Origin of the sequence: Flavobacterium luteolum (assembly GCF_027111275.1) — a bacterium.
Classification (GTDB): domain Bacteria; phylum Bacteroidota; class Bacteroidia; order Flavobacteriales; family Flavobacteriaceae; genus Flavobacterium; species Flavobacterium luteolum.
The window spans coordinates 2,184,016-2,196,100 of sequence record NZ_CP114286.1; the positions used below are offsets into that span (position 1 = coordinate 2,184,016).

The 12,085-nt window shown below is 35.3% G+C and carries 10 protein-coding genes; 2 read left to right on the forward strand and 8 right to left on the reverse strand.

Features of this window, described 5'->3' with window-relative positions:
* Positions 1–16 precede the first annotated feature (16 nt).
* Positions 17–1,243, reverse strand: a complete 1,227-nt coding sequence (locus tag OZP10_RS09435) for a WG repeat-containing protein (RefSeq protein ID WP_281634431.1) — start codon at positions 1,241–1,243, stop codon at positions 17–19.
* 40 nt (positions 1,244–1,283) lie between these two features.
* On the reverse strand, positions 1,284–2,804 hold the full coding sequence (gene flxA / locus OZP10_RS09440) for a flexirubin biosynthesis tyrosine ammonia-lyase FlxA (protein WP_281634432.1): 1,521 nt from the start codon (positions 2,802–2,804) through the stop codon (positions 1,284–1,286).
* Positions 2,805–2,905: 101 nt separating this feature from the next.
* Between flxA and OZP10_RS09445 the strand changes: the two genes are divergently transcribed.
* Positions 2,906–4,156, forward strand: coding sequence for an NAD(P)/FAD-dependent oxidoreductase (locus OZP10_RS09445; RefSeq protein WP_281634433.1), 1,251 nt, complete (start codon positions 2,906–2,908; stop codon positions 4,154–4,156).
* Positions 4,157–4,173: 17 nt separating this feature from the next.
* Here the strand turns inward: OZP10_RS09445 and OZP10_RS09450 are convergent, their stop codons facing one another.
* From OZP10_RS09450 to OZP10_RS09465, 4 genes are all read right to left on the reverse strand, one after another.
* Positions 4,174–4,509: an L-rhamnose mutarotase gene (locus tag OZP10_RS09450; RefSeq protein ID WP_281634434.1), complete on the reverse strand. Its 336-nt coding sequence runs from the start codon at positions 4,507–4,509 to the stop codon at positions 4,174–4,176.
* A 10-nt stretch (positions 4,510–4,519) separates the two neighbouring features.
* Positions 4,520–5,374 carry a fumarylacetoacetate hydrolase family protein gene (locus OZP10_RS09455; RefSeq protein ID WP_281634435.1) on the reverse strand — a complete coding sequence of 285 codons (855 nt, stop codon included), beginning with the start codon at positions 5,372–5,374 and terminating at the stop codon, positions 4,520–4,522.
* Positions 5,375–5,654: 280 nt separating this feature from the next.
* Complete coding sequence (locus tag OZP10_RS09460) at positions 5,655–6,419, reverse strand: SDR family NAD(P)-dependent oxidoreductase (RefSeq protein WP_281634436.1); 765 nt, start codon at positions 6,417–6,419, stop codon at positions 5,655–5,657.
* 37 nt (positions 6,420–6,456) lie between these two features.
* Positions 6,457–8,112, reverse strand: a complete 1,656-nt coding sequence (locus tag OZP10_RS09465; RefSeq protein WP_281634437.1) for a UxaA family hydrolase — start codon at positions 8,110–8,112, stop codon at positions 6,457–6,459.
* Positions 8,113–8,284: 172 nt separating this feature from the next.
* Between OZP10_RS09465 and OZP10_RS09470 the strand changes: the two genes are divergently transcribed.
* Complete coding sequence (locus tag OZP10_RS09470) at positions 8,285–9,181, forward strand: AraC family transcriptional regulator (protein WP_281634438.1); 897 nt, start codon at positions 8,285–8,287, stop codon at positions 9,179–9,181.
* A 141-nt stretch (positions 9,182–9,322) separates the two neighbouring features.
* On the opposite strand, the gene OZP10_RS09475 is transcribed toward OZP10_RS09470, so the two are convergent.
* Together OZP10_RS09475 and OZP10_RS09480 are read right to left on the reverse strand one after the other, a co-directional pair.
* Positions 9,323–10,102, reverse strand: coding sequence for an L-fucose dehydrogenase (locus tag OZP10_RS09475; RefSeq protein ID WP_281634439.1), 780 nt, complete (start codon positions 10,100–10,102; stop codon positions 9,323–9,325).
* A 276-nt stretch (positions 10,103–10,378) separates the two neighbouring features.
* A complete protein-coding gene (locus OZP10_RS09480; RefSeq protein ID WP_281634440.1) occupies positions 10,379–12,064 on the reverse strand; it encodes a sodium/sugar symporter in 1,686 nt (561 codons plus the stop codon).
* Between the last annotated feature and the right edge of the window lie 21 nt (positions 12,065–12,085).

Genomic DNA, 12,085 nt, shown 5'->3' on the forward strand with positions numbered 1-12,085 from the left:
TATTTGGGAATAAATATTATTTCTTTTTTTTCGGTGCTGGTTTTGCAGCTGTTTTTTTTGCAGTTGGCGCTTTGGTTTCCTCTTTTGGTTTTTCGGCAGGAGTTACAGCTGGCTGAGGTTTTTCTGCACTTTTAGAAAACAGTTCGGCATTTTCAAACCATTGGTTGGCTAATACAGTTCCGTCAGGTTTTAGAAATCCCCATTTTCCTTCGTTTTTTACTCGTGCAACGCCATCAATAAAACCTTTATCTTGTTGTACAAACATTGCAATTATGGCATTTGCAGTAATGCCATATTGAGTTGGAATAACCAGTTTTCCAGATTCATTTATAAATCCCCAATTGCTTTCTTTTACAGGAGCCAAACCGTTTGTACTAAAAACTTCTGCATCACTGTATGTTGGTTCAATCACAAATTTTCCTTCTGGATTAATAAATCCCCATTTTTTTCCAACTAAAACAGGAGCTAGATTTTTCGAAAACGCTTTTCCTTTATCATAAATAGGAAGAATTGCCCAATTTCCTTTTAAATCGATGTAACCAATTTTTCCGTTCTTTTTGGCAAAAGTTAAATCCTGAATTTCAAAATCCCAGATTTTTTCGGCTCCGTCAACCGGAATAAATTTTCCGCTGTTTACCAATCCGAAAGTTTTATCTTTTCTTGCCCAAGTTGTTCCTTTAAAATAATTTCCAACTTCGGCATAAACTGGTTCAACCAATTCTTTTCCGTTAGTATCAATAATTCCCCAGTTTTTGTTCAGTTCCACTCTCGCGTAACCATTTTCAAAAGGTTTGATCTGATCGTATTTTGGTTCTAAAACAACAGTCATTTTGTTGTTGATTAATCCCACTTTATTGTTTTGTCTGAAGAAAGCAACTCCGTCATTAAAATCAAATACTTTGTCCGTAGTTGGTCCTTTTTGAACTTCTCCTTTTGTATTAATATAAACCCAGTCTTTTTCTTTTTGTACAACTGCGATTCCGCTGTTAAAATCTTTAGCATCTTTAAAATCGGCTGGAATTATCCAAGTTCCTTTGGTATCGATAAATCCCCATTTTCCGCCATTTTCTACGGCAGCTAAGCCTTCAGAAAAACTTTTAGCAGATTTATATTGAGGTTCGATTTTGAAAGATCCATCCTTAGAGATATATCCAATTTTAGAATTTTTCTTAACTAATGCTAATTCTTGACTATTAACAAATTGAATGCAGCTTAGCAATAAAAAAACAAGAGACTTTTTCATGATTTTAAGATTCAATATTAATACTGTAAATTAAAGATTTTTAACTGTTTATCAAATAATCTTTTACTTTTTGAACAAAAGGATACATCACTTGGTCCTCCTTAAATTCTGGAATTATATTTCTGATATCGTCGTACCATTTTTTTGTTGTAGACGAAATTTGATCTTTTTGTTTTAAATAATCGATTGCCTGAACAATTGTGATCAATTCGATTGCCAAAACTTCAAAAGAGTTTTCAATTACTTTTGATGTAATAACCGCAGCATTGGTTCCCATACTTACAATGTCTTGATTATCATTGTTGTTTGGGATACTATGTACGTACATTGGGTTGGACAACATTTGGTTTTCTGCCGTTGTTGAAGTCGCTACGAACTGAACTCCCTGCATTCCGAAATTAAATCCTAATGTTCCTAAGTTTACAAATGGAGGAAGTATTTCGTTGATTTTTGAATTCAATAGATAATTCAATTGACGTTCTGCCAGCATCGTTAATTTCGTAATAACGATTTTCAGTTTATCCATTTCAAGCGAAATATAATCTCCGTGGAAATTTCCGCCGTGGTAAACGTGTTTATTTTTTACGTCTATAATTGGGTTGTCGTTTGCCGAGTTAAATTCGTCTTCCAGAATAGAAGCGACATTATTTATAGTTTCTAAAACTGGTCCTAAAATTTGAGGAACACAACGTAATGAATAATATTCCTGAACTTTTTCTTTGAAGATTTCTTCGGTATTTTCGCCAGAATATAAATGATCTTCTCTTTTACGGATTAAAGTACTGTCAGAAAGATTTTGTCTCATTCTTTCTGCAACTTCCTGTTGTCCTTTATGACGTTTAGTTTGGTTTAATTCTTCAGAGAAATGATCGTCATAAGCTTGAACCAATTCGTTAATTGCACAAGAAGCTTTTAATGACCAGTCTAATAATTTTTTTGCATAATGAACATTTACAACTCCAATTCCTGTCATTACAGAAGTTCCGTTGATTAATGCCAAACCTTCTCTAATTTCTACTTGAATCGGTTTTAAGCCTTCGATTTCGAAAACTTCTGAAGTTGAATGTCTTTCGCCTTTATAAAAAACTTCACCTTCGCCAATCAAGACTAAAGCTAAATGTGATAATTGTACTAAATCTCCACTAGCACCAACACCACCGTGTTCAAAAATTAAAGGCGTAATATCTCTGTTGATTAATTCTGCCATTAAATGAATTACAGAAGAGTGAACTCCTGAATTTCCTAAAGAAAGTGTATTTAATCGAGCTAAAATTGCTGCTTTTGCGCACTCTGCATTTAATGGTTTTCCAGTTCCAGAAGAGTGGCTTCTAATTAAATTATATTGCAATTGAATTTGATCTGACTCTTTAATTCTGTATTGAGCCATTGGACCAAATCCTGTATTTACGCCGTATATTACTTTGTTTCCTGAGAATTCTTTTAAGAAATTAAAACTTTCGTTTACTCGATTTAAAACCACATCGCTTATGGCAACTTTGCTTTTTCCAAAGATTATGGCTTCAAATTCTGCTAAACTTAGATATTCATTTATTGTATTCATTAAATCGATTTTGGTTGCGCTAATTTAATTTTATTTATCAAAATAAATGTAGTTATTTTGATGATGGCAAATGTAGGTTAATTAATGATAATAATTCTAATATGACAAAGGAGTTTGTTGATGTTTTAGTGATTGGTGCAGGACCATCTGGATGTGTTTCGGCATCTTATCTTTATAAAAACAACGTAAAGGTTAAGGTTGTAGAAAAAACGAAGTTTCCGAGACTTGTAGTAGGCGAAAGCCTTATTCCGCGTGTAATGGATCATTTTGCTGAAGCAGAATTGTTTGACGCTCTTGATGCAATGAACTTCGAAAAGAAATTAGGAGCTCGTTTTATCAGAGGAGAAGAAATCTGCAATTTTGATTTTAGCGTAAAGTTTGGCGAAGGCTGGGATTGGACTTGGCAAGTTCCAAGAGCAGATTTTGACAATACAATGGCCCAGGAAATTGTTAGAAAAGGAATTGATCTGGAATTTGAAACTGAAGTTTTGGAAGTTTCTTTTGAAGGGAAAAATTCAAAAACTATCGTAAAAGACAAAGACGGAAACCTAAAAGAAATTCACGCTAAATTTATTATCGACTCTAGCGGCTACGGACGCGTTTTGCCGAGGCTTTTAGATTTGGATACTCCGTCTAAATTAGATCCGCATTCTTCGATTTTTACACATGTTAAAGATATTAATAGAGAAGAAGGAGTTGAGGGAACTCAAATTTCATTTGATATTCTGGAAACTCAAGTTTGGCTATGGGTAATTCCGTTTTCTAACGGAAATACAAGTTTAGGCGTTGTTGGTCCGACCGATTTTATCAATTCTCTTTCTGAAAATAAAGATAATGCTGAGGCTTTGCGAAATGCCATTCAGAAATCGGATTATTATATTAAAAGATTTGCTGGAACAGAGTTTTTGTTTGAACCAGTTAAATTAGAAAATTACTCAAGAGCCGTAAAAAGAATGTATGGCGATGGTTTCGCTTTAACAGGAAACAGTTCTGAATTCTTAGATCCAGTTTTCTCTTCAGGTGTAGCTTTTGCAACCGAATCTGGAATGCTGGCCGCAAAATTATACTTAAAAGAATCAAAAGGAATTCCTGTTGATTGGGAAGTGGAATTCACGCAATACATGAAACGTGGAATTGCTGTTTTTACTACTTATGTTCAAGAATGGTATACAGGAAATTTACAGACGCTGTTTTTCCACCAGCCAGAGAATCCAGAAGTAAAAGAAAAAATATGTGCCGTTTTAGCAGGTTATGTTTGGAACGAAGAAAATTCGTTTGTCAAAAAACATGATCACGTAATTGCTAATATGGCGTATTTACTAAATATGCAAAAAGAACAAAGCCCTGAATAATCAGGGCTTTGTTTGGATTACAATCCAAAAATCTTATCCATTAAAATCCATTTTTGTCCTGGTTTTGCCCATGGTAAAGCTTGTTGGAATTTCCACATTAAAGTTTCCCATTCTTGAACTTTTTCATTTTCGGCATCGGCTTTGTCTTTCTTTTCGAAAGTAAAATCTGCATCTGCTTCGATGATCATGAACAATCGGTTTCCTGTGCAGTAAATGTCTAGAACTTCAATTCCAGAATCTTGAATGCTTTTTTTAATTTCTGGCCAAACATTTTCGTGTAGTTCTTTATATTCTGCAATTAAATCTGCATCATCTTTTAAGTCTAAAGCCAGATAGAATTTTTGAGTTGCCATAATGTAAAATTTATCCTTGGTAAGCTACAGCAGTTTGTTTGCTTGTACCTAAACCTTCAATTCCTAATTCGATTACGTCACCCGCTTTAATGTAAATAGGATCTGGTTTAATTCCCAAACCAACTCCTGGAGGCGTTCCTGTACTAATAACATCGCCTGGAAGCAAGGTCATAAATTGGCTTAAATAATGTACTAAAAATGGAATTTTAAAAATCAAGTTTGAAGTATTACTGTTTTGGAACGTTTTTCCATTTACAGTCAACCACATCTTTAAGTTATTTACATCGCCAACTTCGTCTGGAGTTGCCATAATTGGTCCAAGAGGAGCGAAGGTATCAGAACCTTTTCCTTTTGCCCATTGTCCGCCGCGCTCGATTTGGAATGCTCTTTCACTATAATCATTCAAAAGGCAATATCCTGCAATGTAGTTTGGCGCATCTTCTTCAGAAACGTAGCTTGCTTTTTTACCTACAACAAAAGCTAATTCTACTTCCCAGTCTGTTTTTTCGCTGTTTTTTGGAATAATCAAATTGTCATTTGGTCCGCATAAAGAAGTCGTAGATTTGAAGAAAATAATTGGTTCTTCTGGAATTGCAGCGCCTGTTTCTTCGCAGTGATCCACATAATTTAATCCGATGCAGATAATTTTTGAAGGACGCGCTACTGGTGAACCTAAACGAACTGAATCGCTAACTTCTGGTAATGCTGGATTGTTTTTTAAAGCTTCTTCTAATTTCGCTAAACCGTCATTTTCAAAAAAAGCTTCGTTGTAATCTGTAACGATAGACGAAACATCATATCTTTTATCATTTAGTAAAACACCTGGTTTTTCCTTTCCTTCTTCTCCGAATCTAATAAGTTTCATATTTTAAATTTTTTAGTAATGTGTATTGTTTTTTTGCCACTCCCGATAGCAATCGGGATAAAGGATTAGAATGATTTCTTTTAGATTGTCACCCTGAGCGAAGTCGAAGGGCGTTCCAATTGAACGTGGGCTTCGACTTCGCTCAGCCTGGCAAAAGCAGGAAATAAAAATCTTTTTAATCCTTTAAATCTGTGGCTTTATTTTTTTGCTCGCAGATTTAGCAGATCTAGCAGATTTTTTTAAATCCTTTTAATCTTTTAAATCTGTGGCTAAATAATTTTTAGTTGTTTAATTTAATAAATCCACCATCAATTGGGTAATCTGAACCTGTGATGAAAGAAGATTCATCACTACATAAGAATAACGCTAAAGTTGCGATTTCGTCTGGTTTTCCCATACGTCCGATTGGCTGTGATTGTGATAGTTTTTCGAAAATCTCTTCTTCTTTTCCAGGATAATTTTTAGCGATAAATCCGTCTACGAAAGGCGTGTGAACTCTCGCAGGAGAAATAGAGTTACATCTGATTTTATCATTCAAATAATCTTTTGCAACCGATAAAGTCATGGCCATAACCGCTCCTTTTGCTGTAGAATATGCAAAACGATCAGGAATTCCAACCCAGCAAGCGATTGAAGCTAAGTTCAAAATTACACCTCCGCCAGAATTTCTCAGCGCCGGAATTGAAGCATGAAGACAGTTGTAAACCCCTTTTACGTTTACATTCATAATTCTGTCAAAATCAGATTCTGAAGTTGTGTCTACTTTTCCAACGTGAGCAATCCCCGCGTTGTTTACTAGAATATTGATATTTCCGATTTTTTGAAAAGTTGAAGTTACTTGTTCGTGGTTTGAAACGTCGCAAGCGTGAGCAAAAACATTTCCGCCATTTGATTTAATTTCTTCAACCGTTTCTTTTGCGCTTTCTTCCGTCAATTCTAGAATATGAACTTCAGCTCCTTGTTTAGCAAATAATACCGAAATCGCTCTTCCAATTCCGCTTCCTCCGCCAGTGATAATTGCTTTTTTATTTTGTAATGAAAACATTTGATATAAATTTTTATGAGTTGTTTTTAATAGTCTTTTACAAAGATACGCCGCGTTTCCACGGAATAAAATCGTCTTGGTTTAATTGAACTGCTTTCGGAATAATTTCGCCGCTTGCCGCTTTGATGCAGTATTCTAAAATTTCCTCGCCCATTTCTTCAATAGATTTTTCTCCGCTAATGATCGGTCCGCAGTCAATATCTATAATATCTTTCATTCTCGTTGCCAAAACAGAGTTTGTTGCCACTTTAATTACAGGACAAACTGGGTTTCCTGTTGGAGTTCCCAATCCAGTTGTAAACAAAATTAAAGTTGCTCCAGAAGCCGCTTTTCCAGTTGTTGCTTCAACGTCATTTCCTGGCGTACAAACCAAACTTAAACCTGGTTTTGTAACCAATTCGGTATAATCTAAAACATCAACAACAGGAGAAGTTCCGCCCTTTTTGGCTGCTCCAGCACTTTTGATAGCATCGGTAATTAATCCGTCTTTGATATTTCCCGGAGAAGGATTCATATGAAAACCAGAACCCACTTTATGCGCCAGTTCATCATAAGACTCCATTAAATCTATGAATTTTTTCGCTTTATCTTCTGTGACACATCTGTCAATTAAATTTTGCTCTGCACCACATAATTCTGGAAATTCAGCCAAAAGAATTTTTCCGCCTAAAGCTACGACTAAATCAGAAGTATAACCTACAGCAGGATTTGCAGAAACGCCACTGAAACCATCGCTTCCGCCACATTTTACGCCAATACATAAATCGCTTAAAGGCGCATCGGTTCTTTCGTATTTATTGATTTCGATTAAACCTTCAAAAGTTTTTTTGATAGCATTTGTAATCAAAACTTCTTCGCTTTCTGTCTGCTGCTGTTCAAAAATAAATAACGGTTTGTCGAAATCTGGGTTTTGTCTTTTTACATCGTTTACAAAATCCTGAACTTGTAAATGCTGGCATCCTAAACTTAAAAGCGTGATTCCGCCAACGTTTGGATGATTCGCATAAGAAGCCAATAAAGCGCTCAAAGTAGAGGCATCTTGACGAGTTCCGCCACAGCCACCTTGGTGATTTAAGAATTTGATTCCGTCTACATTTTCAAAAACACGTTTGTTTTTTGGCGTCGGATTTAATTCAATATTGATATCGTTAATGTCATTTCCGTTCAAATAACCTTCCAGTAATTCGTGCGTAAATTGGTTGTATTTGTCTGTTACAGTATAACCCAATTGCTTGTGAAGTGCTTCTTTGATAACATCTAAATTTCTGTTTTCACAAAAAACAGTCGGGATAAAAAGCCAGTAATTAGCAGTTCCAACGCGTCCGTCTTTTCTTTTGTAACCTTTGAAAGTTCTGTTTTCGAATTTTGAAACATCTGGTGCATTCCATTCGTAAGAAGCGTTTCTGTAAGCGTACGGATCTGCAGCGTGTTTAAGGTTTTCAGTCGTCATTAAACTTCCTTTTGCTACATCGTTTTGCACTTTCCCAACCAAAACACCATACATATTTACTTCTTCTCCCTGCTTCATATCCTGCATGTAGAATTTATGTTTGGCTTTGATGAGGTCTTGTAAAACGTAAGTTTTGTTTTCAAAATGAATGGTTTCGCCTTTTTGAAGATCGCTTAAGGCAACCAATACATTATCATCTGGATGCAGTTTTACAACCAGTTTTTTTGTGTTATTCTCAGACATTGTGTTGTTTGTTTTTTTCTTTTTTTTGATGTCACCACTTTCGTTTTAAAACAATTTAATCCTTTGATTTTGTATAGAATTCGGGCAGTTAACGGAAAATAAAATTAGCTTTTTTACACATTGGTTAATAGTCTAATATTATCCGTATCTAATCTTTAATTATCTTTGCAGTATGAAATTGGAACAAACCAAAATAGCGTCTTATCTCAATACAAAAGTTTCGGTGCTCAATCGTATTGAACCTTTTTTTCAAGCGCCCTTTCATTCACATCCCGAATTGGAGTTGGTGTATGTAAAAGAGAGTTACGGCAAACGAATTATAGGAAATTCGGTAATGCCTTTTGCGCCTGGCGATATGGTTTTTTTAGGTTCTGATATTCCACACGTTTGGCTGAATGATGAGAAATATTATCAGGGAATTGAAGATTTAAGAGCCAATTCGATTGTCGTATATTTTCATAAAGATATTTTCGGACCTACTTTTTACGAATTAAAAGAAACTCAAAAAATCAACGAACTTTTTCTTCAGGCAGGAAAAGGAATTTCGATTATCGGAAAAACCAATAAGCAGATTGCTAAAAAACTGGAAAAATTAGTTTCTAAAAAAGACTTCGAAGTAATTGTCGGACTTTTTGAGATTTTATCTATTCTTTCTGAAAGTCAGGATACGATTTATATCAATGACGAGATTTATTCTTTGATGCATAAAGATTCGAAAGTAGATCGTCTTTCGGAGGTTTTTCAATATGTAAATAGAAATTACAAAAAGAATATTTCCTTAGAAGAAATTGCGGCTGTCGCAAATATGACAAAAACGTCTTTCTGTAGAATGTTCAGGGTAAAAACGAAAAAGAATTTTGTGGATTATCTGCACGAAATCCGAATTTCGAATGCCTGTAAATTGTTGCTGGAAACCGATAAAAGTATGTCTGAGATTGCTTATGAATGCGGTTATAAAACAGCTTCAAACTTTAATAAGCTTTTCAAAAAAGTTAAAGGAATTACGCCTTCTGATTTTAAGAATAATGCGAAGGTTAGTTTTGCCACTCCCGATAGCTATCGGGATTAAAGATTAAAAGGATTCCCTTTAGTTTGTCACCCTGAGCGAAGTCGAAGGGCGTTCCAATTGGGCGTGGGCTTCGACTTCGCTCGGCCTGACAAAACTGGATTTGAAAATCCTTTTAATCTTTATAATCTGTGGCAAAAAAAATTAAATAGAACGATCTAAATGTGTGTAACCACCATCAACATAAATAATCTGTCCTGTTGTATGGCTTGATTTTTCAGACAATAAGAAAACCACCATATTAGCAATTTCTTCCGCGGTTGTCATTCTGTTTTCTAACGGAATATTTTTAGTGATTGCCGCTAATTTTTCTTCTTTATTTTCAAAAGTATTAATCCATGTTTCGTAAAGCGGCGTGTAACATTCAGCCACGATTACGGCGTTTACACGAATGCTATATTTTAGCAATTCAACTGCCCATTCTCTTGTTAAAGCGTTTCTACCTCCGTTTGAAGCGGCATAAGCTGAGGTTCCACCTTGACCAGTTTCGGCAGTTTTAGAACCAATATTTACAATTGCTCCTTTCGATTCTTTCAAATAAGGAAGTGCATGCTGTGCCATTAAATAATAGTGCACTAGATTTTTGTGAAGTGAAGCAGCGAAATCTTCATAATTTCCATTTTCTAATCCAACGCCATCATTAACTCCAGCATTGTTTACTAATCCATCAATTCTACCGAATTTGGAGATTACGGCTTCAACGGCTTTTTTGCAGTCTTCAGGTTTTGTTAAATCGGCGGCAACTTGATGCGCTTCTTTTCCAATGGCTTTTAATTCTTCTACGGCTTTGATGTTGTCATTTTCGTTACGACCAACGATAAACGGAATGGCATTTTCTTCGGCTAAAACCTTAACGATTCCTAAACCGATTCCTTTTGCGCCTCCAGTAACGATAATGATTTTTTGGGTTAATGATAACTGCATGATATTAATATATTATAATTTAAATTCTGTTTAATATTTTTTGCCACAGATTATAAAGATTAAAAGGATTTTTTAAATCCTGTTTTGTCAGGCTGAGCGAAGTCGAAGCCCGATTCCAATTGGAACGCCCTTCGACTTCGCTCAGTGTGACAAAATAAAGCGAATCATTTTAGTCCGTAGCTTTTATTTCTATTTTAAAACTTTTTTAAAAATTTACAGCTGTTGTTCATGACAAACAACAGCTGTAAAAATAGAGAGAATAGAACTGATAATTTATTACCAGAACTTAACATAAAGCGCAACAATAATCAATAATGTAATTACAATTAAGACTGTTGTTTGCGGTTTAACTTTAAACATTCCAGGTTCTGTCTCGAATGCTTTAGGGTTTACTTTTGGTCCAGCGAAACTTATTAGAATCATGGCAATCATTGTAAATAAGAATGATAATCCCATACAGATGTGGAACGGAATTTCGAAAGCTCCTTTTCCATTAGAGTATGCTGTGTATAAAAGTGTATCGTTTCCAAATAAAGCTGGAGCGTATTCGTTGAATAAAACAGATAATAAGAATCCTAAAATTACTCCCACGATTGCCGCTGTTCCAGTAGTTCTTTTCCAGAACATACCTAAGAAGAACATAGCAAAAACTCCAGGGCTGATGAATCCAGTGTATTTTTGGATATAGGTAAATCCACCAACACCACCAATTCCTAAAACGTCATTCCAAGTAAATAAAACAGCTAAAAGCATTGCAGCAAAAACGGCAAGACGTCCGATATTTACCTGTTGCTTTTCACCAGCTTCTTTTTGAATGTATTTTTTATGAATATCTAATGTATAGATTGTAGAAATACTGTTTACTTTTCCAGCTAAAGACGCTACGATCGCAGCTGTTAAGGCAGCAACAGAAAGTCCTTTTAATCCAGTTGGAAGGAAGGTTAAAACAGCAGAGTAAGCTCCGTCTTTTCCTCCAACCAATTGAGGCAAATGTCCGTTTGTGTATAAAACATAAGCAGCAATACCAGGAAGCATTACGATAAGAGGCATTAATAATTTTAACATACCAGCAAACAAGATTCCTGTACGAGCTGTTTGTAAATCTGCTCCAAGTGCTCTTTGTGTAATGTATTGGTTACATCCCCAATAGTTTAAGTTAATGATCCAGATACCAGCAGCGTAAGACAACAATCCAGGGAAAGTTAAATATTTATCGATTTCTAACTGAGAAGATGTAGCAGTCGGTTTTGGGATAATCATTTTGAAATGCTCAGGAGCTTCTCTCATTAAAACTTTGAAACCAGCGATTGCATTTTCACCCACTCCAAAATACTGTCCAACAGTTGTTAGAGCAATATAAGAAGTCACCAAACCTCCAATGATTAATACGGCAACCTGAATAACGTCTGTATAAGCCACAACTTTCATTCCTCCAAGAGAAATAAATAAAGCAAAAACAGCTAATCCGATCATAATAGCGTGAAGGTATTCTCCTCCTGCAAGACCGTTAATAGCAACAGCTCCCAAATATAGAATAGAAGTCAAGTTTACAAAAACATATAAAAATAGCCAGAAAACAGCCATAATCAAAGCAGTAGACTCGTTGTAACGCGTTTTTAAGAACTGTGGCATCGTGTAGATCTTGTTTTTAAGATATACAGGAATAAACCATACAGCCACGATAATAAGGGCTACAGCAGCAAGCCATTCGTAAGCAGCAACTGCGATTCCTAAAAAGAAACCTTCACCACTCATTCCTATGAATTGTTCTGCAGAGATATTAGAAGCAATAAGAGAAGCTCCAATTGCCCACCAAGTTAAATTTCCTTCAGCCAAAAAGTAAGCTTTAGCATCTTGTTCGTCTTGTTTACGTTTGCGATAAACGGTGTAACCGTAGACCGAGACTACGATAAAATAAATAATAAAAACCGCATAATCTGCGAAAGCGAGGTTTTGGTTCATTGTTAGTAGTATTTTAAAAAA

Excerpts from the sequence above, each read along its gene's own strand:
- OZP10_RS09475 (WP_281634439.1), bottom strand. The coding sequence starts at position 10,102 with ATGCAGTTATCATTAACCCAAAAAATCATTATCGTTACTGGAGGCGCA.
- OZP10_RS09480 (WP_281634440.1), bottom strand. The coding sequence starts at position 12,064 with ATGAACCAAAACCTCGCTTTCGCAGATTATGCGGTTTTTATTATTTAT.
- OZP10_RS09465 (WP_281634437.1), bottom strand. The coding sequence starts at position 8,112 with ATGTCTGAGAATAACACAAAAAAACTGGTTGTAAAACTGCATCCAGAT.
- OZP10_RS09450 (WP_281634434.1), bottom strand. The coding sequence starts at position 4,509 with ATGGCAACTCAAAAATTCTATCTGGCTTTAGACTTAAAAGATGATGCA.
- flxA (WP_281634432.1), bottom strand. The coding sequence starts at position 2,804 with ATGAATACAATAAATGAATATCTAAGTTTAGCAGAATTTGAAGCCATA.
- OZP10_RS09460 (WP_281634436.1), bottom strand. The coding sequence starts at position 6,419 with ATGTTTTCATTACAAAATAAAAAAGCAATTATCACTGGCGGAGGAAGC.
- OZP10_RS09470 (WP_281634438.1), top strand. The coding sequence starts at position 8,285 with ATGAAATTGGAACAAACCAAAATAGCGTCTTATCTCAATACAAAAGTT.
- OZP10_RS09455 (WP_281634435.1), bottom strand. The coding sequence starts at position 5,374 with ATGAAACTTATTAGATTCGGAGAAGAAGGAAAGGAAAAACCAGGTGTT.
- OZP10_RS09435 (WP_281634431.1), bottom strand. The coding sequence starts at position 1,243 with ATGAAAAAGTCTCTTGTTTTTTTATTGCTAAGCTGCATTCAATTTGTT.
- OZP10_RS09445 (WP_281634433.1), top strand. The coding sequence starts at position 2,906 with ATGACAAAGGAGTTTGTTGATGTTTTAGTGATTGGTGCAGGACCATCT.